The sequence below is a fragment of the Nostoc sp. C110 genome (assembly GCF_043099725.1).
In the GTDB taxonomy this organism is placed as follows: domain Bacteria; phylum Cyanobacteriota; class Cyanobacteriia; order Cyanobacteriales; family Nostocaceae; genus Nostoc; species Nostoc muscorum_A.
On record NZ_CP171137.1, the window covers coordinates 129,030 to 153,293 of the forward strand.

Annotated in this window: 19 protein-coding genes and 2 pseudogenes; 12 read left to right on the forward strand and 9 right to left on the reverse strand. The window is 41.9% G+C overall.

Going from position 1 to position 24,264, the window contains the following annotated elements; genetic code table 11:
• Positions 1-28: 28 nt before the first annotated feature.
• The gene (locus ACFFRD_RS00690) at positions 29-1,264 is read right to left on the reverse strand and encodes an AIPR family protein (RefSeq protein WP_392476132.1); all 1,236 of its coding nucleotides are present in this window, start codon (positions 1,262-1,264) and stop codon (positions 29-31) included.
• 343 nt (positions 1,265-1,607) lie between these two features.
• On the opposite strand from ACFFRD_RS00690, the gene ACFFRD_RS00695 reads away from it, so the two are divergent.
• Positions 1,608-2,195, forward strand: a complete 588-nt coding sequence (locus tag ACFFRD_RS00695; protein ID WP_392476133.1) for a Uma2 family endonuclease — start codon at positions 1,608-1,610, stop codon at positions 2,193-2,195.
• A gap of 182 nt (positions 2,196-2,377) precedes the next feature.
• On the opposite strand, the gene ACFFRD_RS00700 is transcribed toward ACFFRD_RS00695, so the two are convergent.
• The 4 genes from ACFFRD_RS00700 to ACFFRD_RS00715 all read right to left on the reverse strand — a co-directional run bounded on the left by ACFFRD_RS00700 (position 2,378) and on the right by ACFFRD_RS00715 (position 6,898).
• Entirely contained in the window at positions 2,378-2,590 is a 213-nt protein-coding gene (locus ACFFRD_RS00700) for a hypothetical protein (RefSeq protein WP_392476134.1), read from the reverse strand.
• Positions 2,587-2,838, reverse strand: a complete 252-nt coding sequence (locus ACFFRD_RS00705) for a hypothetical protein (RefSeq protein WP_181927312.1) — start codon at positions 2,836-2,838, stop codon at positions 2,587-2,589. The genes ACFFRD_RS00700 and ACFFRD_RS00705 overlap by 4 nt, the downstream gene beginning before the upstream one ends.
• Before the next feature lie 404 nt (positions 2,839-3,242).
• Positions 3,243-4,061, reverse strand: coding sequence for a hypothetical protein (locus tag ACFFRD_RS00710; RefSeq protein WP_392476135.1), 819 nt, complete (start codon positions 4,059-4,061; stop codon positions 3,243-3,245).
• Positions 4,058-6,898 (reverse strand): cation-translocating P-type ATPase, encoded by a 2,841-nt coding sequence (locus ACFFRD_RS00715; RefSeq protein ID WP_392476136.1) that lies wholly within the window; start codon positions 6,896-6,898, stop codon positions 4,058-4,060. Before ACFFRD_RS00715 ends, ACFFRD_RS00710 begins: the two co-directional genes overlap by 4 nt.
• Before the next feature lie 159 nt (positions 6,899-7,057).
• On the opposite strand from ACFFRD_RS00715, the gene ACFFRD_RS00720 reads away from it, so the two are divergent.
• On the forward strand, positions 7,058-8,173 hold the full coding sequence (locus ACFFRD_RS00720) for an ATP-binding protein (RefSeq protein ID WP_392476137.1): 1,116 nt from the start codon (positions 7,058-7,060) through the stop codon (positions 8,171-8,173).
• A gap of 156 nt (positions 8,174-8,329) precedes the next feature.
• Entirely contained in the window at positions 8,330-9,292 is a 963-nt protein-coding gene (locus ACFFRD_RS00725; protein WP_392476138.1) for a hypothetical protein, read from the forward strand.
• Between the two features lie 159 nt (positions 9,293-9,451).
• On the opposite strand, the gene ACFFRD_RS00730 is transcribed toward ACFFRD_RS00725, so the two are convergent.
• On the reverse strand, positions 9,452-9,877 hold the full coding sequence (locus ACFFRD_RS00730) for a DUF5367 domain-containing protein (protein ID WP_392476139.1): 426 nt from the start codon (positions 9,875-9,877) through the stop codon (positions 9,452-9,454).
• Positions 9,878-9,944: 67 nt separating this feature from the next.
• Between ACFFRD_RS00730 and ACFFRD_RS00735 the strand changes: the two genes are divergently transcribed.
• The 4 genes and pseudogenes from ACFFRD_RS00735 (at position 9,945) to ACFFRD_RS00750 (ending at position 13,159) form a co-directional block, all read left to right on the forward strand.
• Positions 9,945-10,493, forward strand: a complete 549-nt coding sequence (locus tag ACFFRD_RS00735; RefSeq protein ID WP_392476140.1) for a TetR/AcrR family transcriptional regulator — start codon at positions 9,945-9,947, stop codon at positions 10,491-10,493.
• A 345-nt stretch (positions 10,494-10,838) separates the two neighbouring features.
• A pseudogene (locus ACFFRD_RS00740) lies at positions 10,839-11,132 on the forward strand (hypothetical protein); the annotation flags it as partial.
• Between the two features lie 103 nt (positions 11,133-11,235).
• Positions 11,236-12,957, forward strand: coding sequence for an IS1634 family transposase (locus tag ACFFRD_RS00745; protein ID WP_392475991.1), 1,722 nt, complete (start codon positions 11,236-11,238; stop codon positions 12,955-12,957).
• 55 nt (positions 12,958-13,012) lie between these two features.
• Positions 13,013-13,159 (forward strand): hypothetical protein, encoded by a 147-nt coding sequence (locus ACFFRD_RS00750; protein WP_392476169.1) that lies wholly within the window; start codon positions 13,013-13,015, stop codon positions 13,157-13,159.
• 157 nt (positions 13,160-13,316) lie between these two features.
• Here ACFFRD_RS00750 and ACFFRD_RS00755 read toward each other — a convergent pair.
• From ACFFRD_RS00755 to ACFFRD_RS00765, 3 genes and pseudogenes are all read right to left on the reverse strand, one after another.
• Positions 13,317-15,667, reverse strand: a pseudogene (locus ACFFRD_RS00755) (helix-hairpin-helix domain-containing protein).
• 281 nt (positions 15,668-15,948) lie between these two features.
• Positions 15,949-16,947: a ParB N-terminal domain-containing protein gene (locus ACFFRD_RS00760; protein WP_163937135.1), complete on the reverse strand. Its 999-nt coding sequence runs from the start codon at positions 16,945-16,947 to the stop codon at positions 15,949-15,951.
• Entirely contained in the window at positions 16,890-17,507 is a 618-nt protein-coding gene (locus ACFFRD_RS00765; RefSeq protein WP_163937133.1) for a ParA family protein, read from the reverse strand. The genes ACFFRD_RS00760 and ACFFRD_RS00765 overlap by 58 nt, the downstream gene beginning before the upstream one ends.
• A 353-nt stretch (positions 17,508-17,860) precedes the next feature.
• Here ACFFRD_RS00765 and ACFFRD_RS00770 point away from each other — a divergent pair, with 353 nt between their 5' ends.
• The 5 genes from ACFFRD_RS00770 to ACFFRD_RS00790 all read left to right on the forward strand — a co-directional run bounded on the left by ACFFRD_RS00770 (position 17,861) and on the right by ACFFRD_RS00790 (position 24,261).
• Complete coding sequence (locus ACFFRD_RS00770) at positions 17,861-18,196, forward strand: hypothetical protein (RefSeq protein ID WP_392476141.1); 336 nt, start codon at positions 17,861-17,863, stop codon at positions 18,194-18,196.
• A 291-nt stretch (positions 18,197-18,487) separates the two neighbouring features.
• A complete protein-coding gene (locus ACFFRD_RS00775; protein WP_392476142.1) occupies positions 18,488-19,000 on the forward strand; it encodes a hypothetical protein in 513 nt (170 codons plus the stop codon).
• Positions 19,001-19,637: 637 nt separating this feature from the next.
• Complete coding sequence (locus ACFFRD_RS00780) at positions 19,638-20,597, forward strand: ParM/StbA family protein (protein WP_392476143.1); 960 nt, start codon at positions 19,638-19,640, stop codon at positions 20,595-20,597.
• Between the two features lie 5 nt (positions 20,598-20,602).
• The gene (locus tag ACFFRD_RS00785) at positions 20,603-20,893 is read left to right on the forward strand and encodes a hypothetical protein (RefSeq protein WP_392476144.1); all 291 of its coding nucleotides are present in this window, start codon (positions 20,603-20,605) and stop codon (positions 20,891-20,893) included.
• A gap of 158 nt (positions 20,894-21,051) precedes the next feature.
• Positions 21,052-24,261: a DEAD/DEAH box helicase gene (locus tag ACFFRD_RS00790; protein WP_392476145.1), complete on the forward strand. Its 3,210-nt coding sequence runs from the start codon at positions 21,052-21,054 to the stop codon at positions 24,259-24,261.
• The last annotated feature ends 3 nt before the right edge of the window (positions 24,262-24,264 follow it).

Genomic DNA, 24,264 nt, shown 5'->3' on the forward strand with positions numbered 1-24,264 from the left:
CTTTAACTATTGCCTATTAAGGGTTTCATCATTTCTTAGCTGCTTGCACACGCCTTTTTCTACCTTGTGTCGCCTTCGGTTCTTCTGACTTACTGGAGTTGACCATTTTAACCAAGTGCTGATTTAGATAACTCTGCGCCGAAATGTACAAACTTTCCCAAATCTCTTGATTGCGGCTGATTTTTGTACCGACTGTATTCCCTGCTGTTTTCTCCGACACCAAGTATTTGCGGAAGTAGTTATTCCACAGGTGTTGCAGGAAATCTTCAGCGAATTCGTTAAACGGCAGAATCCATTTATAATCTTTATCTAGAAATACCCGATATGATGCGATTATCGGTAGTGCTAAGTCGGTTGGCGCACCAAACCCGAATGAATACTTGCTGTCAGGCAATAACGTAGTTTTACGTATATCAATTGATGCTAGGTCGTTAGCACCCTTTCTTCTGGGGTTGCTTATATAGTCTTGGATTATTTCGTAGAGTCTTTGCTCTATCCACAAAGCATGAGTCAAGAGAGGCAGTAAGGCGGTTAATCTTTCCCTTTCTGCATCTGTGATGTTACTTGGAAGACTCATCCCTGCTGGGTGCTTGGTTCGTTTATTGCCGTCCGGGTTGTATTTATTTCTGTCGAGGCAGTAAAGGAGCTTGAGCAAATGGGTGACATTACACTGGGCATTTCTGGGAGCGCCGCTTTGATTTTGGTAATAGGCAATGCGGAATTTTCTATCTTCTTTCTGTTCTAACTGAGCTAAATACTGCTTGATGAATTTGTAATCACCTCTGGCGTTGACTTTGGAGCGAGAATCTACTGGCGTTGTAGTATTACTTGCTAGGGCTATATCTTTGGCTGATTCTTCACTCAATCCGATGTGGATCGTAACTTTTACTCTGGCTTCGGTTAGGTCATATTTGTAATTTTTCGCTTGCTCAAAAGCTAAAACTGTATGCCCACCGTTGATAATGCCATCGCTACCGCCCTCCGAGGCTTCTAAAATTTCTAGCTCCAGTTCAGTTTTGTTTTTGACAGGTTTAGCAATATTAGCCGACAGAACGATTCCACTATGACGAGAGAAGAATTTTGCAGGTTCGGTTGTCAGTGAGTCGAACATTTGTCTGTAGGTCGCGCTTTTGCGGTTCGGTTCCCGGATGTTCGGTTCTAGCGGCAGGTCTATCGGGAAGCTGTCTACATGGGCGGTGGCGATGATGCAATTGGGGTTGGCTTGAAAATAGTTATCTATCTTAATATTCCAAGTCTTGGGCATACAATATTTGCAATGTCAGGGGAATTTCTATGTTAACCAAAACTAGGGTGCAAGGTCTTGGGTGTAATACCAAGAGAAGATACCAAAAAACTGGACTGCCACCGATTGCCCTGCATGAAAAACTACGTTTTTTCACAGCTACAGTTTGACATCCACCCCGCCGTAAATGGTCGGGGATTCCTAAGACTCACGACTTAGGTTTCTGTTTCTTTCCCTTTCGGCTACGCTCAAGGCAAGCCTTACGGGTATTTCGCAACTGCCCTTCAGCCTACAAAATGGGCAACAGCGAATGAATACAGATGGTAAGCTAGAAAGTACATAACAGTTAAATCGATGATGTCCCATGAACGTTGTCACACCAAAACGATTTACTATTGACGAATATCATCGGCTGATTGAACTGGAATTTCTAAAGGAGAGCGATCACATCGAGTTGATTCGCGGAGAACTAATTCAGATGGTAGCCAAGGGCACACCTCATACAGTCTGCGGTTCTATCTTATGCCGCCAATTGGATCGGTTGTTGGGCGATCGCGCCGTGATTCGCGGACAAGATCCGATTACTTTGCCTTCGCAAAGTGAACCTGAACCAGATGTGGCGGTAGCACGTGGCAAAGACGAAGATTATCTCGCCCATCATCCCTATCCAGAAGATATTTTTTTAGTGATTGAGATTTCGGACTCAACCCTAGATTACGACCAAACAACAAAGTTAAAAATCTACGCAGAAGCCGCAATTTCTGATTATTGGATTGTCAACTTAAATGTTCGCCAACTTGAGCGTTATAGCCAACCCTATCAAAATGCTCAAGGTGAATTCAATTATCTCAGCAAGCAGATATCTTTACCACATCAGTCAGTAGCGATTCCTGGGTTTGAAGATATTTTATTAGACTTGAATCGGGTATTTCCCAAGGTTGTAAATGCCTAGAATTACGCAATTTCCCATTTCGCACCCAACATTAGAGACGTTGCAATGCAACGTCTCTTAAGATCAAGCACTGAAGACCAACAAGATTCAGCATTGCTTTCATAACAATGAGTTAATTTTTGAATTGTTATATTAATAATTAAGTTGACTTTGACTGTCTCCATACAAGCTTGTACTCTCTCTCAACAGCCGCCAGCAGCTTTGGCTGCAAGGATCACAAATACGGTTTGATAAAATCCCCAACCCTTGTAACAACGAATCCACAGAAGAGTCACGGCTAGCCACTTCATGCAACTGCCGTAACCTCCCACATAACTACCTGCTTCACTCACTTTCGTGCGATGGCGTAACTGCCCTCTGTTGGTGATCGCCCTTACCTCAAAACAAAAAATCACCCAGCTATATCCTTCCCACTCTTATAGTTCATCGCTCTAGGTTTCCTCTTGCCTATAGGGACTAATTTCGATTGCTTGGGCGCTTGTGGCGGACGGCATTGCTCACAGTAGAGTGGTCGAACACCAAAGGTTTCTCGTTGTGTGGGTTGTTCGCACTGCTTACATACGAAGTTGAAAACGCGAGTGTGAATTTCCCGCTTGTGCGCTCTAACGGTGTACTCTCGGACTTCAATAGTTTTGCTGGGCATCGGTTCTTTCTTTGGTGTTCTATTTATAAGGATAGTTTCTAGATAGCAATATATTCATACACCATTTGATTGAAACAGGGACAAAAACAAGTCGCAAGTCGCAAGTAAGATAAAAAACTTCAGTTGTGGAATAGGCACAAAGCCATGATATAGCTGGATGAAAGGGTGTGGGGGAATGGCACTAAGATAACGGCGAATCCATTATTTGTAAGGCTTTTGAGTGTGGGAGGTGTGGGAGGGGAGGGAGGATGGAGAAGAAATCTTACTCCCCACACTCCCCACACTCCCCACACTCCCCACACTCCCCACACCCACTCCAGGCAAACCTTTCAGCTTTTCTTAGTGCCATTCGGGTGTGGGGTTACAGGTATTGGAGTGTGGGGAATTAAGAAGATGTTGTAAATTTATTTAAACTTGCATAGTTGAGAAGTTAAGACATTATAGACAGGAGAAATTGGTAAATAATAATCTGCGATCGGATCGATAATGACGTATCGAACAGAGTTACCACTAATATCTAATATGGCTAGAATATTTTTCTGATTCAAGCTAAAAATTTTAATTCCTCTTTGAAACAAACGTTGAAATAAGTATGTGGTCTGAATTTTGAGCAGTTGACGCTTTTGCTCGGGGTCGAGGAAACGATGCAAGGAGAACCTGGATTTGCGAAGGATTTCTGGAAAATCAGGAATGTTGAATGTCTGGCAGAATTCAGGACTAAATCCAGTTTCTGTTTCCCCCAATGGAATACCCTCAATTTTTGGCATAAAGAGTACTCGTTTAAATAAGGCACTCTTGACGCAAGTTTGGAAATGCAAGTAAGCAGGACAAATCTGAAGTAGCACTTTCTCTTGCTCGTTTAACTTGGTTTCAAATTCCCAGGCTAATTGTATGCTCCTAAAAAATTGTTTTCTGGGATTTTCTGTACAAGGGCGAGCTTCAGAACATTTCAATGCCAGATTTGAATCAGGAAACACTCCTAATTTAGAATCATGGCAACCTAAGATGTGGATTCCTCTATGGAATTTCTCGGCGTAAGGATTGATATTGTATTTCTCTTTATTGTTTTCTAGCGTAGCAATCAAATGAACTAACCTGCGGATGAATTCAGAAGGGCTGACAGATTGTTTCTGTAATTGCTCATAAATGCATGGTTCCAGATCAATTGCGATTTTACCTTGGGAGTAAGTCTGAACACCCAGAGTTGAAGCTATTTTGTTCATATTTTAGAGTATTTACGAGAGGCATACCATCGAATAAATAGCTTTTCTGCTTCAATCCAGACAAATACTAGAGAACTAAATCCAATACAAACCAATAGCTCTAATCCACTCAAGTAATGAGTATTGAAGAATGAACGGAATGGTTCAACATAAATAAGCATCAGTTGCAGGATACTGGTGACACCAACGGATAGGATCAGGTAGGGATTTGAGAAGGGGTTCACCTCTAACATTAACCGCGTGTTAGAACGGATAGCCAGTGCGTGTCCCATTTGTGCTAAACAAAGCGTAGTAAACACCATAGTCTGCCAGCGATCGCGATCTAACAATTCACTTTGTACCTGAGCAGTGTAGCCGTATGCCCAGACCATCATCAAGATAGTTATCACTGCCAAAATAATGCCAATCCGCACCATGTAAGAGCCTAAGCCTCTGGCAAAAATGCTTTCTTTCGGGTCTTTAGGAGGTTGTTGCATGACGATTGGTCTACCGGGTTCTACTGCCAGTGCTAAAGCCGGAAGTCCATCAGTTACCAAGTTCATCCAGAGAATTTGCAGAGGAGACAACGGTACACCACCCAACCCCAACAATGGAGCAGCTGCGATCGTTAATACCTCACCAATGTTGCTGCCAAGGATGTAGCGAATAAAGCGGCGAATGTTGATGTAAACAACTCGACCTTCTTCAACTGCCGAGACGATTGTAGTAAAGTTGTCATCCAGTAGTACCATGTCGCTAGCTTCTTTACTGACATCCGTGCCAGTAATACCCATTGCCACACCAATATCTGCTTGTTTCAAAGCTGGAGCATCATTAACTCCATCCCCAGTCATCGCAACGACATGTCCTTGGCGCTGGAGAGCTTGGACAATTCGTAACTTATGCTCTGGTGTGACGCGAGCATACACGCTAACTTGTTGCACTTGTGCTTCCAGTTCTGGCTGGGTGAGCCTTTGGAGTTCTTGCCCAGTCAGGCAGCGATCGCCTACTTTTGCAATGCCCAAGTCTTGGGCGATCGCCTGTGCGGTCAACTGGTGATCGCCTGTAATCATCACCGGACGAATGCCTGCGGTACGGCATTTCGCCACCGCATCGCGCACTTCGGGGCGGGGGGCATCCAGCATTCCCACCAATCCCAACCAGGTCAAGTTAGTTTCAGCCGTATCTTCAAAATCGCGGTCTGATAATTTTGTCAGGTTCTTACTAGCAAAACCTAAGACCCGTAACCCTTGGCTAGCAAGCTGATTATTCTGCTCTAAAATCTGTTGCCGTTGTTGTGCTGTCATGGGTTGAGGCTGATCGCCCTGCTGAATGTGAGTGCAGAGTTCCAGAACGAGTTCGGGCGAGCCTTTGGTAAACACGATCGACAGGCCCTCTCCCAGTTTATTGAACGTATCTTGCACGATAACGCTCATCCTTTTGCGTTCGGATGAAAAGGGAAACTCAGCAATACGCGAGAACGCTTGCTCCTCTTGGTCTTTGCGAAACCCTCCTTTTCCGGCAACTGCCAGTAACGCTCCTTCGGTCGGATCGCCTAATATTGCCCAGTCGCTATTCTCCTTATGCAATACGGCATCATTACAAAGCACGCACGCCAGAAGCAGCGATCGCAATTCTGGCGCTGCCTCCAATAAAATTTCTTGCTCTGCTCTGGGATTGACCTGGTGATAAAACGCACCTTCAGGGCTGTATCCCTCGCCTGTTACACGAATGGCGTAGCTAGCGGTATGCACTGCCTGCACCACCATCTTGTTCTGGGTTAGAGTTCCAGTTTTATCCGAGCAGATAGTTGTGACAGAACCGAGGGTTTCCACCGCAGGCAGTTTTCGGATCAGAGCATTCCGCTTCACCATGCGTTGAGTGCCTAATGCCAGGGTAACGGTAATAACGGCGGGTAAGCCTTCTGGCACAACCGCAACCGCCATACTCAAAGAGACTTTGACCAGTTCCTCAAACAGCGAGGGGTTGAACAATGTCCCCCCCACAATCACAATCGCTACTATAATCAACGATCCTGTAACCAGCGTATTGCCCAGCTGGGTCATGCGTTTTTGCAAAGGCGTTGGCTCTGTCTCGACGGATTGCAGCGCGGTTGCAATCTTGCCCAATTCGGTTTGCATCCCGGTGTTTGTCACTAACACCGTTGCTCGTCCCTGCACCACCTCTGTTCCAGAAAAGACTAAATTAATCCGATCTCCTAGAGGCGCATCCTCTCTTAAGATGGCATTGGCTTGTTTTTCAACTGCGTGTGCCTCTCCGGTGAGGGCTGCTTCTCGCACCTGTAAGTTCGCTGCTTCTACGATGCGCCCATCTGCTGCAACCTTAACTCCCGCTTCCAGCAGCATAATGTCACCAGGAACCAGTTCTTTAGATTCTACCTCCACTAGTTTACCTTCACGGAGCGCCCGCACTTTGGATGATGCCATGTTTTTCAGGGCTGCCAGTGCTTTTTCGGCTCCATTCTCCTGAAGGTACCCCAATAATCCATTCAGCAACACCACCGCAAAAATTGCCACCGCATCTTTGGGAAAAATGAACTGTCCCTTTACCAAAGATTCGCGCACATCCAGAACCATCGAAATAATTGCTACGGCGATCAGCATTAACAACATAATGTTTTTAAACTGATCCCAGAAAATTTCTAGGGGCGATCGCCCACTCGTTTCCACCAGTTCGTTTGTACCGTAGTGCTGTAAATTCTGGTCAATCTGTTCCTGAGTTAAACCATGCGTGCGATCGCTCTTGAGCAGCCAAAGAGTTTTTTGAGCCTCAATAGTATGCCAGGCATGGTTCTCAACCGGTTGATAAACTTGAGGATGCGATAGGTTAGCAGACATGGGTAAAATGGATCGCACTAAAAAATAGTTCTTATATCATCGCACCGCACTAGAAAATAGTGCAAGCAGAGATGCATTGAAAATTCTTCTGGCGTTGTTAGAGAAAAGTAGATAGTTTTTCAGTTCAGGTTGGCTCAAAGTGAGGAGAATTGGTTGACAATGATGAACGATGCTTTTAAGCCACAAAGGTTAATTGGCAGACAGCCTGAGCTAGAGCAAACCTGTAAAATTTTGGCGGCTGACCAAGATTTGATGCTCACAGGCGTGACCGGAAGTGGACGGCGAGCGTTGATTCGCTATGCCGCACAGCAAATGGGAGCCAGGATTTTAGAGATCGACTGCTTGCGAGCCACTACCTCTTCTCGCTTTTTAGAGTTGATGGCTTCAGGGATTGTGCAGATATTTGGCACATCGGAAGAACGAACTTTTATTCAGCAGTGGGCTTGTGCCTATCCCTTGCAATTGGAGCAACCAACCGTACATCAAACCCGCTTGGTTTGGCAGGTTCCTCCAAATGATGAATGGCTGATTCTACAAGCCTTATTAAATTTACCTCAGATGATGGCAGAACAGTTAAGCTGTCGGGTAGTTTTTGTCTTTCAGAATTTTCCCCATATTCGCTCCTGGGATCGGGCAGGCCAATGGGAATCATATTTGCGGCAGGAAATTCAACGCCAAAACCGGGTTAGTTACGTTATCTTGGCTACAACTCCAGAAGATTGGGTGGAAGATAGCTCGGTTCAATTTGTCTCCTTGCTCCCAATACCAGACCGAGAAATTAAAACCTGGGTTGTTGAAGCAATGGCAGCAGCAGGGCTAAAGTTTGAAGTGGATGCCTTAAAACTGTTCTTGGACTATTCACAAGGACATGTTGGAGATACCATCGCTTTGGCGCGGCGAATTTGGAGCGACCATCATTGCTTCTATCAGGATGAACAAACCAGTTTTTTGCCCCAATCCTCCCCAAAACTCATCCAACTTCATCACGTATATTGCAGCACGTTACGATTAGTTGAAGATTTGTCTGTTACCTTTGAATCTCTCCTTTTACTGCTACCTCCCATTCAAGCACGGGTACTGGAAAGTTTAGCCATCGATCCTACTGATAGCCCTCATTCACGTACCTATCTTCAGAAACACCAATTTTCACGAGGTGGTGGTTTTCAAGGCGCTCTTACAGGATTGGAACAGAAAGGATTAATTTATGGAGCCAAAGGCGGGTATCGACTGGCATTACCACTTCTATCGTTTTGGCTCAAACATCGCATTTTGTAGCTTTAGTTACTTTCTTTACTTAAATGTTAGGTCAAATCTAGCGGTTTCCCTCATTACTCTTAATGCTCAATTGGCATTAAAAGCTGTAACCCTTATTTCAAATAGCTTAAGATCAGATTCTGCTTTTGCCGCCACCAAGAGTTTACTGACCAAAAAATGACAACAATTACGCCCATTGATTATTTATCGCCAATATTGAGCGAAGAACCAGAACTACTGCATAATACTCCCACCTCAAAAAAATCCACACGTTACATTTTCCGAGTCCCTGCCCCATCCGAACGTTCACCTTTTAAACCTCTACCTCCCATCTTGACCATATCCGAGGCTCATCGTCAGCGAGTCGAAGTTAGAGAAATTATTCAAAACCACGGAGAGCGTCGCCTGCTGCAAATGCTCGGTGTACTCAATTTTTACATTTACTGCACTGCCGCAAACTCTTCATTTGGTGCTATTACCAAAATCAATAATCAAGACTCAGTTGCCTACTCCATTGATTCACACTCTCTGAGTCAAATGCTTGCCCTCTCAGATGCTGGGTTATTATCTGGCACTTTCCCCAGTACTTTCGCCACCAAATATCTCAAAACTTATTGGGGTGCTGGTTTCTGTGGTCGCGCTAGTTTCCGGGGAGTCCGTGAGTACTTTAGAACTAATCTTTCACTGTTTCATTACCAACCTGGAATACAAAAAACTCGAAACACACCTGAAATTACCCAAATTAACTATAAACGGATGCTCATAGCTTATGAGGCTATTGAAGAGGAATTGAGCGCTCGTCATCAAGATCAATTCGGTCATACTAATTTATCAGCTATCCTTCCACCTCACATGGGTGCAAATGTTGTAGCCCTTTTCAATTCCACTTTCATCGGATTTTTGAAATTCCGTCGAAATTGGCGTTTTGATTTTGGCGCTGTCATCCAAGAAGACCAGATGCAGCATGATCAATCCCTCGTCCCCAAAGCTACCCAGCTCCCAATGCAGCAAAAATTTAAATCTTGGGCTGATATCGCTGCTGATTATCGCCGTAAACATCACATCGCTTGGAATCCCTTTTCTGGTCAATTTGAACGCTATACCTTATTTCCTACTTCTCTAATACCCAACACGGCTTAGAAAAAATTATTTCTAGCTCTTGAGAAAATTTAGGCTGCACACATATACTTGAAATCATTGCAAGTTACAAGTAACACAAGCTTTCTACAAGATTTTCCCGTCTGATGATAGAACGCTTGCAAAAATAATCAGTATAATTTGAAGCCACTAAACATCTTATTACTCTGTACCTACAAATGGAGTATTAGAAATAGATTGTGAACTGGCTTTTGCAGACAGCAACCAAGCAGCGCCAATTAATATTGAGTATCCTCCAAACAGAAAAGCTGCATATCGCCCTGCTGTTTCAGGCTGCATATTGCTCATAATTTTTGAAAAACCAGCAAGAATTGGGATTTCGCCCAGCATTCCTGGCAAAGCAATACAAACTGCACCTTGTAACCAATCTTGCTGTTTTATCTTCCGCCACTTCATCAGCCCCAGAGAAACGACGGCATATAAAATGCCCGTCAAACCTACGTTGAGCCAATACCCAGCAGCAGAACCTTCAAAGAAGGATGAACCAACCATGCGATAAATTAACGTTGCTGCTGCCCAGATAACGAAACCAAAGGAGATGAAGCCAAGCCTCTCTTTTGTACTCATGGGATGTTAATGTAATAGTCATTACGTTAATTGTTAGTGTAATAGCTGTTACGTTAACTGTCAACTCATGAGCCGACCTGTTGAACCTCAGAAGAAGCAAGAGCTTCTAGAACAATGTCTAGCTGCTGCGATCGCAGTGGGAGCATTCGACTCCAGCATTAACGCGCTCGCTAAGAGAATCGGGACTAGCGGACGAATGCTTGTTTACCACTTTGGTTCCAAGCAAGAATTCGAGCGACAACTCATTGGTCTGTTAGAGACTCGCTTGCGCCAAAAGCTATGGTCATTTCAAAGCGTGTCGCTTGTAGGAGCAGATTGTCTGGCAGAACCATTACTCGAAATGTGGAGCCATTTGACTTCACCAGACATGCTGGGCTTGCTGAAATTGACGATGGAGCTAAATCAACGTGCCATACAAGGCGATTCAGAAACACAACGTTTCGTAGAGCAAGAGAGCCAAAAGTGGATAGATTCTCTGTTTAATCTCACAAATGACAAAACTACTGCTTTATTGCTATTCCACTTATTTCAAGGCGCAATCTTAGACTTCTTGGCTACGGGAAATGCACAACGTGGACAGCAAACCATCAAGGCTTTCACGGAAACGCTACGGTAGCTTCAACGCGGTTGTTGTTCAGATCGTCTCGAAAAGATGAAGAATTGCTTAAGCGTGGTTGGGACATGAAGTCCTGTAGTGTGAATTTGCGGTAAGCTGAGAATACCTTACCGCAACCAAATTGCACGATGGTGTGATTGAAGCATCTGTATCCGGCTATGTTCAGAAGACATCTATAGCTCCTTCTGCTCTGTTGGTAACTTTAGATAGCAACCATTTAATATCTAGCAATAGCTCAACCTACCTCACTATTTTTAGTGAGGAGTAAGTGTTAATTATTCACGCTTGTTATAGTTAACCTTATGTTACAAAAACAAATGTAGTTAATCAAGCTTTCATCGTAGCATGGTTAAAAATAGCGTTAATAAAAAGCCAGATAAAACAATTAAAAAGCGGCATCGCTTTTTTCTCAATCCTTATAGTGATTGTGCGTTCACTAAATGCCCCAAATGCGATACTAAAACTAAGTTACGCAAGTTCCCTTTGGTAATCCACATTGAACCTAAACAGCTATTTTTACTAAATAAACAGTGTAAATATTGCCCAAGCTGTGACTTAATTATTGCTAAAAAACAGGAAATTGAGCCCTTGATGGCTGCTACTTTTGTCCAAACAAATCCTCAAATTTTAGGTAATAACTCCCGGTTCGCCCATTTTTTAATGAGTTAGGAAAAGTAGATAGTCAAAAGTATACCGAAGGACATATTCCCCAAAAGACTAGATTAGGTATATGTTCGCACTTATGACTACTGAACCCATAATCACAAACGAACGAGTCGATGATATACCTATACTTCTAACTCAAATAGAGCGTATGGGCGTACAATCGCTAATCGATAAACATTTTCCCAGACACGGAAATTGGCAAGGTCTAAGTCTGGGAAGTGTAGCAGTAATTTGGTTAGCACACATATTATCGCAAGCAGATCACCGTTTAAATCACGTCCAAGGCTGGGCTTCTAAGCGGTTAGAAACATTGAAAACATTTTTTGGAGAAGAGTTAGGTGAACTTGACTTGACGGATGATCGTCTAGAAGCCCTATTACGTTATCTTGACAGGGATAGCGACTGGTACTCATTTGAGTCAGAACTTGGAGGTAACTTGCTACAAGTGTACGATATCAAACCAGAGCGAGTTCGTATGGATAGTACAACAGCTTCAAGTCACTGTGGGATTAATTCTGAAGGGTTATTCCAATGGGGCCATAGCAAAGATCATCGTCCAGACTTGGCACAAGTGAAAATAATGTTATCGACATTAGACCCTTTAGGAATGCCAATTGCAGCTGAAATACTATCAGGGGAAAAAGCCGACGATCCGTTATACATCCCGGCAATTGAAAGAGTACGTTCAACGCTAAAACAGTCAGAGTTACTATATATTGGCGACTGTAAAATGGGTTCAATTGCGACGAGAACTCATATTGTATCTGGTGGGGATTTCTATCTTTGTCCTCTGAATGCAAAACAAGTCCCATCTAAACAATTAATTGAATATCTTCAACCAGTTTGGGATGGTAAACAAGAATTAACAACTATTGATTATGATTATGCTGATGGGAAAAATAAAGAAATTGCTAAAGGGTTTGAAATAAATATTTCTCAAACAACAAAGATTGATGGTAATGAATTGACTTGGAATGAGCGACAAATAGTTGTACGTTCTTTCGCAATCGCAGAAACAGAAGAAAAATCTTTACGCGACCGCTTACAAAAAACGAATAATGCCCTGGAACAGCTTAAAATACCTTGTCGTGGCAAGAAAAAGTTAACCACGATTGACTCATGCCAGTCTGCTGTTAATGCTATTCTCAAACGTTATCGTACCAGTGGACTTTTTAAACAAGACATTCAACTTAGTATTTCTCGAAAAATTAAGAGGCGATATCTTGATACACCTTCTCAAATAGTAGAAGAAACTTCGATAAACCTGGATTTTCAAATTGATGAAGATGCAGTTTTAAGACAAATTAAGTTGTTAGGCTGGCGAGTCTACGTTACAAATCAAACAAAATCTCTGTTATCTTTGAAACAAGCTGTTCGTGCCTATAGAGATGAGTATTTAACTGAACGAGGATTTGCTCGACTTAAAGGCTTTCCTTTATCTTTAACTCCAATTTATTTGCAGCGTGAAGATCATATTACAGGATTAATTCGCCTACTTTCAATTGGGTTGCGTATTTTGACCCTTTTAGAGTTTCAGGTTCGTCGCAATCTGGAGCAAAATAAGGAAAAGCTAACTGGACTTTATATTGGTAATCCTAAACGAGAAACTGCACGTCCTACTGCTGAGATACTTCTTGCTGCATTTAAGGAGATTACCCTGTTCTTAATTGAGGTTAAAAACGAAGTTTATGCTCATTTGACTGCCCTTTCACCCTTACAGCAACGTATTCTTGTTTTACTTGGGTTCCCAACTACTATTTACACTCAACTTGGTGGTCAATCTTTTACTCCTGAGTAGCCTTTCTTCTAACTCCCGAAAAAATGGGCGAACCGGGAGTAATAACTATCTAGTCATGGGAACAGTTGATAAAAAAGATTGGAAGGAAGGCGACAAAAATTTGCTTTCCCCATCAGAAATTATCGGACGCATATACGTCTTCAAAGATGTTTGGAATTTTGAAGTTATCCCGGCAGGTTGGTATCCTAACGAAGAAAAATAATTCCAAACAATTCTAAGTTTTTTATCATTATCATTATTAGTAAAGTTCAAAAAATGAATAAAATGCGAACCATGTCGGAACTCAGGCTGGACATATAAACTTTTCGGCTTTTTTAACTAGGGGATTTAAAAGTATAATTCAATAAACTTTTTTATTTTTAGCAATTCAGCCCTGCCTGAAGTAACCTCTGCTTTAACCTTGTGTAGCGCTTTTGGTCATCAGTAGAGCGCACAGCTAGAGATATCGCTTTTTTTGCGCCAACTACGATCACTAACTTCTTGGCACGGGTCAGCCCGGTGTAAAACAGGTTCCGGGTCAACATCATATAGTGCTGCATATAGATTGGCAGAATCACCACCGGATATTCTGAGCCTTGGCTTTTATGAATCGAAATGCTCCAGGCAAGGGCAATTTCATTCAGGTCAGCGTAATCGTAAACCACAGTCCGCTCACCATACAGTACTGTAACTTCCTGCTCGACAGTATCAATGCTTTGAATAATCCCCAGGTCGCCGTTGAAAACTTCACGGTTGTAGTCATTGGTTAGCTGGATGATGCGATCGCCCTCGCGTAATAAATTTCCACCTCTGTTAATTTCCACCTTGTTGGGGCTGGGTGGGTTGATCAACTGCTGCAATACTGTGTTCAGGTTACGAGTCCCGATTACTCCCCGTGTCATCGGGCAAAGCACTTGGACATCAGTGGCAGGATTAAAACCTAAGCGTGGAATCAAATCGGTAATCAACTCGCAGATTGCCTGTACACCATGTTCGGGCTGATGTCCGCCGCCGTGCCAAATACAGTCGGACACAGGATTGTCGGAGATTGGCTCAATTGTTGGGTACTGGCCCCGGTTGATTTGGTGAGCAGCAGTGATAATTGCACTTGTTTGAGCTTGGCGGAATACCTGAGTTAACCGCACTACTGGCACACGACCAGAATTAATCAAATCAGCGAGTATTTGACCTGGGCCCACAGATGGTAGCTGGTCAATGTCACCCACCAACAACAGTAAAGCGCCAGCTAGTACTGCTTTAATTAAGGAGTAAGCCAGAAACAAATCAAGCATCGAAGCTTCGTCAGCGATAATTGCCGTGTGGGGTAAAGGATTAAGCCAATTCGCAATTCGCAATTCGCAGTTCGCAATTACGGATAAAATTCTAAACCGAACCGTTGGATTACAGAGCTAACAAGCTTATCTTTGATGAGCATGGTCTTAAATCACATAATGAGTCCAAGCTTTTGCTGATTTATAATTGCGAATTGCGAATTGCGAATTGCGAATTGTTTCGTCATTCCACCTAAACGTTGAGCAGCACGTCCAGTGGGTGCAGCTAGGGCTATGGATTTACCCATTGCTTTCCACAGGCTGACAATCGTGTGAGTTGTGAAGGTCTTTCCAACCCCAGGGCCACCAGTGAGGATCATGATTTTGGAATAGGCTGCTGTTTCTACAGCTTGGCGTTGCTGTTCTGAAAGCTGAATTTTACGGCTAGCAGTAAAGCGCTCAATCCAATCACGCACACGCTCAATGTCAGTGCCAACAGGTTTTTCCAAGCGTTGGCGTATCAGTTGAGCTAAATTCTGTTCCGTATGGAAGTAAGTTGGCTTGTAGCAAAGTAGTGTTTTCTCTTCATCCCGCTCTCTAATCAGGTCATCTACCAGAGCCATATCTTTAATAATCATCGCAACCGCTTCTTCTGTGGGCTGATGAGATTCGGTTGTCAGCAGTTTGATTACCGACTCAATCAGTTCGCTTTGTGGCAGGTAACAGTGACCATCTTCGGCAGCTTCACTTAGACAATGGATAATCCCTGCACGGTAACGAAATTCTGAGTCAGGCGCAATTCCAATATTTCTTGCAATCTTGTCAGCAGTCAGAAAGCCAATACCGTAGATGTCGGCTGCCAACTGGTAAGGATTATGGGTTACTGTAGCGATCGCCTCATCCTTATATTGCTTGTAAATTTTGACTGCGTATGTTGTTGAAACACCGTGCCCTTGCAAAAATACCATTACTTCTTTTATGGCTTTCTGTGTCTCCCAGGCATTTTTAATTAACTTAATCCGCTTTTTGGCAATGCCTTGAACTTCAATGAGCCGGTCAATTTGGTTTTCGATAATGTCCAGGGTTTCTAAACCAAAGTGGGCAACAATGCGTCTTGCTGTGACTGGGCCAACACCTTTGATCAGTCCACTGCCCAAATATTTCTCAATTCCGGTGAGAGTGGCTGGTTTGGTTTCCTTGTAGTTAACAACTTGAAACTGTGGCCCAAATTGTGGATGGTCACGCCAGAAACCAGTTAGTTGTAAAGTCTGCCCTGGCTGGATGTTAGCAAAGCTGTCAACAATTGTTGTGAGTTCGGTACTACGCGGGCGAGTCAGCCTTGCCACGGTGTAACCTGACTCCTCAGAATAAAAGGTGAGTCTTTCAACTACTCCAGTAATGGTTTCATGTTGGAGAGAAGCATTAACTTGCTGTTGGGAGTGGGCTGGAGTAGTGGACATTGCTTATTTAAAAATGCCACACATTATTATAAGCCTGCAATTCTATTAATTATAGTACATAAGTACTAAGACATATCTTTTTATCGGATGTTTCTATAATAAATCTTCAGGCATCCATGAAAGCCCTTATCCACCGGACACTGGGCGAACGGGCTTTCATCCCCAGAAATAAAAAAGTGTACAAACTCTCCTACCTAATTCAAAAGAGAGCTTTTATCTTTGGGCTCTCTCTAAAACTCCAACTGTAAGCTGCCTTGCTAAATGACCCAAAACATTTTGGGTCACTTTTCTTGTAAAAATTCTTCTATTTTAACTAGCAAGCTTTCCGCTTCTTGAAGCTGATGTGGATCTTTTTCAATATTTTTTAGAGATTTTTTGAATTGCTTGTAAGCACTATCTAATCTAGTTCGGATAGGGTTTTCTGAACTTGGTTTAAGAGCTTTAACCCTTTTTTTAATTTCAGCAAGTGAAAGATTGTTGGCAATTGCTTCCCATAAAAGTTCTTGCCTGATACCAGGATCGTCGATTTTTGCAATCTCTAATCCTTTAGTGTATTCAATTTTCCCTTGACGAACAGCTTCCAGAATTTCTTGAGGTTTTTTTAACAAAGGAAGCCTAGTTTTAACAAAAGATTCCCAGGTAATTCCACCACAAAATGCAAAGACTGCTTGAATTTTGTCAAACTGAGGATGATCTAAAACGTTTTGAAGACCTGAGCGACGTTTGAGATTATCTATTTGATACAGCAGACTTATAGCTTCTTCAACAGTTGCTTCAATTGCTAAAGAAAGGAGTTTCAAAGTACCATCTAAATCTTCTAAGGCACTAAAATCTCGACGATTTTTGTTTTCTGCAAGTGATGCTTTGAAAGCTTCAAGGTTATTCCAGTTAAAGATTCTGACAGGAAGTGGATCTATTTCTGCAAACTCAGAACCATGATAGCGGCGTTTTCCAGCAACAAGTTCATATTCATCAGGCAACGTATTGCTTAGTGGACGAACCCATAATGGAGAGTGAATACCATTCGGTTTCAGGTCATTTAGCGCCCAAGCTTTTAGTTCATCCTGGTCATAGTAGTAGCGCACAGGCTGTCCACCTGGCACAAAACTGAAACTTAGATGAATTTTACTACGGGGTATCCATACTACTCCTGAATCTTTGCCTGATTCATTTGGAATGATCTCGCTCTCGTCCCTATCAGGAGTAAAGCTTAAAATCTGTTTTAGGTTAGCAAGTCTTTGATTGGTTCCAGCTTTGCTAGTTCCTTCCAATCTTCCCATGCTTTTTTTCCTCCTCTTTTAATTTCATAAATTGGCTTCCCTTCGGCAGATGCATGTTCATAAACTTTCAACCGTTGAATCCCTTGTTCTAACACAGGTAAACCTTGTTCTCTAAGGGTATGAAAAGCGATTTCCCCATCCGGCTCTGATGATGGAGGTACAACAGTTAATAAAACAGAATATTTAGTTTTTGGTGGAAAACTTTGAACCATCATATTTAAAGCACTCATTGAGAGAGCAGAAGGAGTTGTAATAGCTAAAAGCAAATCACATCCGTCAACTAGCTCTTTAATCTCAGCAGAACTTGGTCGTGCAGGAGTGTCAATGACAATAAAATCAAAGTTCTCTTTTGCCATTATTCGGTTAGCTGTATTTTCTGTAGCAACTTGAAAGGGTAGATAGCCGCGAGATCCCCAAACGGATGCTGAACGATTAGGATCATAATCAATGAGCAAAACTTTATATCCTTTCTGTGCGAACAGGCAAGCCAGACACACTGCTGAGGTAGTTTTGCCCACACCCCCTTTAAAAGCAGTTAGTGTTACAAATTTGGTCGCCAAAATTCTGTTTCCGTTACTCGTGAATGAAAAGATTCTACCTTGCTCTAGTGGAATTGTTTACTTAATTAGAGACTTTATAGATATTTGTACTGCTGACCCAAAACGTTTTGGGTCATTCAATATACAACTTAAACAACCGGATTCAAGTAGAAGCCTGGTGATCGTACTACTAATGATTTATCAGTTGTGATTAGAATGTCTTGGCTAACAGGCTGATACCACGAGATTATTTTACCTAAAACGTTAAGGATACTTTCTTATTAAGTAATGCCACAGCCTTCAAAATACATAAATTGACAGTTAAAATACGATTGTTCCACAGTTTGGGTAAGTTCAGTTAAACAGAAATGTCAATGAAGGCTATCCAAGGTTCATCCAAACTACAATTACCACAGCCAAAATCCAATAACTCAAGCCAAAAGCCTAAACTTGTTGCTTACCGACCAGTAGAGCAACCCTCAGTTACACTTCAGGCAGCCCCAACTCCCAGTGATGAGTCACCATCAGTAGAGCAGCAAGCCCAAACGGTGCCTTCTTTCACGTCAAAAAGGAACGTTTCTGAGAAACCGCAACATTTAGAAAAAGGCAAAGTCAAACGTATCTCCCCTGACAAGAAAAAATCTAATTCACTACAACAGCCCCAATTTACACTTCGAGATAATCAAGAAGAGTTACTATCAAAACACTGACAACATATCCAGTTTTTGGACTGCGATAAACAAGTGGGACGCGTGGTATTCGAGTATTGGCAATGTCAGCAGAGAATAATCTGTAAGTACAATGGGGAACCTATGATGGGAGAATACTTTGGACATCCTTCACTAATTCATGTGAAAGTCCAATGTCCTAATTGTGAGCAGACGGCTATCAGATTAACAACGGGTCAGGTGGTTTCAACAACAGCGATTCCTTCTCCTTGGCAGCAATGATGGTACACACCAAGAGCAAGAGTGATTAGTAAAAGATATTTACGATTGATAATGCAAATGAGATTTTTACCCTCAATAATAACTGCACTAACGGCACTGACACTAACTAGTTGCAGTACTACTACTGCTGAACAGTATGAAGCTACAGCGCTCACCAGTTACACCTGGCAAGTTAAATATGCCAATAATCTAACTAGTGAACCACGACCCCGCATTGAAACCTTTGCTACTACTTCTGTACTGAATCGAAATGGAGTAAAACCACCGGGAGAAGTAATTGGCCCAGATGATCGAGGGCTATGGTGGCCGACTTTAGCGCTGCGACCAAGCGTTGAGCAAGTTGAACAACGTAAAAGACCTCAAGAAGAGATAGGAAAACCTGAATTGATCAAAGATGTAAAGTACAAACTGACTTATGGAGTAGGTAATTCTCAGCAGACACTACCTACTAATTATGATGTTTATCGACAAGTGGTAAAAGCTTACCCCCAAAGAACTCCTTTGGAATTGACTTTGGGTGTGAATGATAATTCAGTTGAGAAAGCTGAACCTGTCAGCAAGTAGTGACCCTAAGTTACGTATTCAGCAAGAAGTTAGAGATCAAAACTGAATTACTTTTCAACAATCTTATTGACACTAAAGTATAAATCAAGCTGTCAACACCTTATCTGCGAGACGCTACGCGAACAAGGAATTCAAACATTTTAGACAAGACAAGACGCTAGAAGACTCGCTATCGTGGACTCGCTAACGCGGAAAGCGAGTCTTCTAGCGTCGCTTCTTGCAGACCACTGATTTCTTGAATCAGTAGGGGCTTGTACCCAGAATTAATTCAAAATTATTCTTATTCTTTCTAACAGAATTTTGAATTTTGAATTTTATTAAAGGGTCAACAATGATCTAAATTAATTTTTGCTGCGTTGATAGAAAAGATTTCAAAAAATTCTATGGGGGCTATATGGGGGCTATATGTACCCCAAAGCAGTTTAGAGGCTTGAGCAAAATTTGACCCCCACAAGGGGGCTATATGGGGGCTATATGGGGTATATTTGACTTTGTGAGATTTTACCCCACTTAGCCCCCAAGAGGTTATGATAAGTTCTTGCGGCTGGAGCCGAGGAGCAAGAGAAAATCTTTGCATTAACAATTATTATTTATCAAGATAACTTTTTTAATCAAACCGTATTGACTCGTCCCATATATGTCTAACATTCACACCTTACAAAAAATTTTTCCAGCGGGTTTCGATAACGGTTACGGAAGTCTCAAACTTTTAGTCGAAGGCTTTGAAGTAGTTCGTGTCCCCAGCTATATAACTAATGCCGAGATGGAAGATGTTCCAGGGCGTGTAGTTTTTAACGGTAGTGCTTATACAGTTGGAGAATCAGCCTTCCGTACAGGAAATTATTTTGACCGAAACACTGATAACAATGAAAACAAAGTCAATAATGCATTGTTGACATTATTCGGTGCATTGGCACATCTTCCACACCGTAAGGCTTGGCATTTAAAATTAGTCGTCAGCTTACATGACGTTGGTCTGGCTGAAGAACTACAAAAAGTACTCAATGGAGAATATCAGCCAATACTTGCTGGCAAACAATCAGATGTGAAGATCGAAGTACTGAAAGTCGTACTAGAAGGGATGGGTGCATTGTTTGGGCATCAACTACCAAAAAAATTAACCATTTTAGATTTTGGCAATGGCACGACTCTGCATTCTCGTTACAACCAAGGAAAACGAGAAGTTCACACCGCCTACCCCACTGGCGTAGAAGTTCTCATCAATGATATTTCCCAAAAGATGAAGCATTTAAATGGCGGAAAAATTGGGGATGCCTCCAAAATCCGATTTTGTCTGGAAATGGGACATACTCGATACAGCCGGGACATTGATATCAAAGATGTTTACAGCGCTTGCTTAAAAGATTGGTATGAAAAATACTTGAAGAAAGTGGTGAATCAGACACTTGATGCTAAACACCAGGGGGATGAAATCTGGGCGATTGGTGGAGGTTGCCTGTTACCTGGATTTAAGAAGCTTTTAGAGAAGAATGGGTTCAAAATACTGGACAACCCGGTGGAAGCTAATGTCTTTGGGCTTTTAGAGATGGCAAAAGCCATTTCTGCCAAGAATTCGCCTACTACATCTATTAAGTGATCACAATGACAGAAAAATTTGACTTAGCTCCGATAAAAATTCGGCTCAAAGAAAACTATCGAGAACGCATATTTGCAGAGTCCCAACAACTAGGTAAAAGTTACCTGGAGACGCTTTACTTTATTATTGATTGCTATTTTGTTTTCATCAAGGCTGGATTAGCCACAAAACAAGTAGCTTTCACGCCGATTACTACTGACGAGAACAGATTTCAGCCGCCGACTGAAGAGGTATCTATTATTGAAAAGCAAGAGAATTTTGATGACCAAACCTTCACTCTTGATTTTGAGTTGTAAGGGAAGTATGGGACTGCTGCCTCTATAGTGCATAAGTCAAGCGATCGCACAAGAACACATCGCTTTCTTTTGCATAAAGAAAATAATTCTAGCACCTCTGTTTGCTAAAGTAATTCTAAGGCGCGTGAATTTCTAAACCATCCAGAGGCATTATAACTATGAGAATACTTCATGGCACCTGGATACCAAACGAGGAAACTGACTTTATTCAGTCAGGGTCTTTTTACTTGTGGGTAGAAACTCAATTATCCCACAAAAGTCACACCAATAGTCAACAAATTCATCCTGGACATTTGGTTAAATCCGAATTAATCGCCTTTTTAGTACAAGAATTGGGAATTAAAGAAGACAATACTGAATTTTCCCAACGCATATCTCCTAAATACTTTGCTTTACCAACCACCAATAATCAGCCCCTACCCTCACCAGAATTAACCAAGTATTTAGAAATTGAGTTGACTGACAGCTATGAAGAATTCCAATATTGGCAGATTGATTGTTATGAAACAGTAGTGTCTACCAAAAACGGACCCGCACTTAATATTATTAAACTACTTAAAGATATCCATTTTTTAGCAATATATAATGCCCAGAAGTTTCAAATTGGTTCAGATTTATTATTTTGGTATCATTACACTCAAAATTTTAAACAAGTAATCCTCAAAGACCAATTTATTCCCGCACTAAAATATCGACAGTTATCATCGGAAAATCCGAAGAAAAAAGGCAAAAGCAAGACTGATAAAGCAGCATTTGAAATTTATGCCACCTGGGAAATTATTTCCGAACAATATGAAGCAAATATTCTGAAATATATTGACTATATGCCACTAATATGTGTGGCAGGTAAAGCAACAGTTAGCTATCCTATAGAGTTTTTTGACCGAGAAACACTATTGCGTCACTTTTCCGAATATGTACTTGATGATTTAGTGACTCACACCCCATCTACAGCCGCTTTTGACAAACAAATTGCTGATTCTCTAATTGAATCTTGCTTTTATCCTCGTCAGCATAACCCACTCACAACAAATACTGCCCTCGAGGAATATCAGCAATGGTTGGTGTGGAAAACCAAAATTACCCGCACTCAAGCTGATTCACCTTTTCATCTGTGCTTCCAGTTACATTCTCCTTCATCGTCACAAATAGACAATTGGCAAATTCAATTTCTAGTAGCCAGTAAACAAGATCCATCTTTGAAGTTAGCGTTAGCAGACTACTGGACAATGAATCAATTTTCCAAAACTGCTGTACATAAAGATTTTGGTAAAGATTTTGAAACAAATTTGCTGCTGAATTTGGGTTATGCAGCCAGGATGTATCCCAAACTATGGCTTGGGTTGGAAACAGTTAGTCCAATCGCAATGCAACTTACCTTAGATGAAGCATTTGATTTCCTTACTGAAAGTGCTTGGGTACTGGAAGACTCAGGATTCAAAGTGATTGTACCTGCTTGGTATACTCCCACAGGTCGTCGTCGCGCCAAAATTCGCCTCAAAGCATCGGGTAGCAAACTTGCTGCAACGAAAGGGCAAACAAAAAGCTATTTCGGCTTAGACTCACTGGTGGAGTATCAGTATGAGTTAGCGATTGGGGAGCAAACTGTCACACCTATTGAATGGGAACAACTGATTAATGCTAAAACTCCCTTGGTGCATTTTCGCGGTCAATGGATGGAATTAGACCGAGATAAAATGCAGCAGTTACTCGAATTTTGGCAGTCCCACGGTAACGAACAACCCCAGATGACCTTACTGGAGTTTCTACAACGCAGTGCTGAATTAGGGTCAGAATGGGAAATTGAACATGATGAAGCTTTGTCAGAGATGATAGCAAAGCTACAAGATAAAAGTCGCCTAGAACCAATTTCTGAACTTGATAATCTGCAAGGCACACTCCGAGAATATCAAAAACGTGGTGTTTCCTGGCTACAATATCTGGAAAATTTGGGATTAAATGGCTGTTTGGCAGACGATATGGGTTTAGGTAAATCCGTGCAGGTGATTGCCCGATTAGTGCAAGAGAAGGAGTTACATGAAGCTCTGAAAGTAGGAGAAAAGATTACTTCTTTATCTGCCTTACCGACACTATTAATTGCCCCGACTTCTGTTGTCGGCAACTGGCAAAAAGAAATTGCCAAATTTGCGCCTCATTTAAAAACTATGGTGCATCATGGTAGCACTAGGCTGCAAAATCTAGCTGATTTCAAAGCTGCTTGTGAACAAAACGATGTGATAATTAGCTCCTTTACTCTAGTCCGCAAAGATGAAAAGTTATTGAGCGGCATCGAGTGGCAACGTTTAGTACTGGATGAGGCACAAAATATTAAAAATCCGAAAGCTGCCCAAACTAAAGCTATTTTAAAATTAAGAGCTAAACATCGGCTGGCATTAACAGGAACTCCTGTAGAAAACCGCTTACTGGATTTGTGGTCAATTTTTAACTTCCTCAATCCTGGTTACTTGGGTAAAGAAGCCCAGTTTCGGAAAATCTTCGAGATTCCGATTCAAAAAGACAATGACCGTGTGAAATCTGCCACCTTGAAAAAACTGGTAGAGCCTCTAATTCTGCGAAGGTTAAAAACTGACCAATCTATTATTAATGACTTGCCAGATAAAGTGGAACAAAAACTCTACACTAACCTGACCAAAGAGCAAGCTTCGCTTTATGAAGTGGTGGTACTAGATGTAGAAAAACAATTGCAATCAGCAGAGGGAATTCAACGCAAAGGATTGATTCTTTCAACCCTGATGAAATTGAAGCAGATTTGTAATCATCCAGCCCAATTTCTGCAAGATGGGAGCGATTTTTCACCACTGCGTTCGCACAAACTCAGTCGGTTAGCAGAGATGGTTGAGGAGGCAGTTGATGAAGGAGAAAGTTTACTCATTTTTAGTCAATTTACGGAAGTGGGTGAAAAAATTGAAAAATATCTCAAACATAGTCTGCATTGCAATACTTACTATTTGCATGGTGGCACTAGTCGCCCACGTCGAGAACAAATGATTACCGAATTTCAAGACCCAAATACAGAACCATCGGTTTTTATCCTTTCCTTGAAAGCAGGGGGCGTAGGTATCACCCTCACGAAAGCCAACCATGTTTTTCACTTTGACCGTTGGTGGAACCCAGCAGTTGAAGACCAAGCAACTGACCGTGCTTTCCGTATTGGTCAAAAAAAGAATGTCTTTGTGCATAAATTTGTTGCCATTGGAACTCTAGAAGAGAGAATTGACCAAATGATTGAAGATAAGAAAAAACTCTCTGATGCTGTTGTTGGTAGCGATGAATCTTGGCTCACCGAATTAGATAATGAAGCCTTTAAGCGGTTGATTTCATTGAACAAGAGTGCAATTTTGGAGTAGATA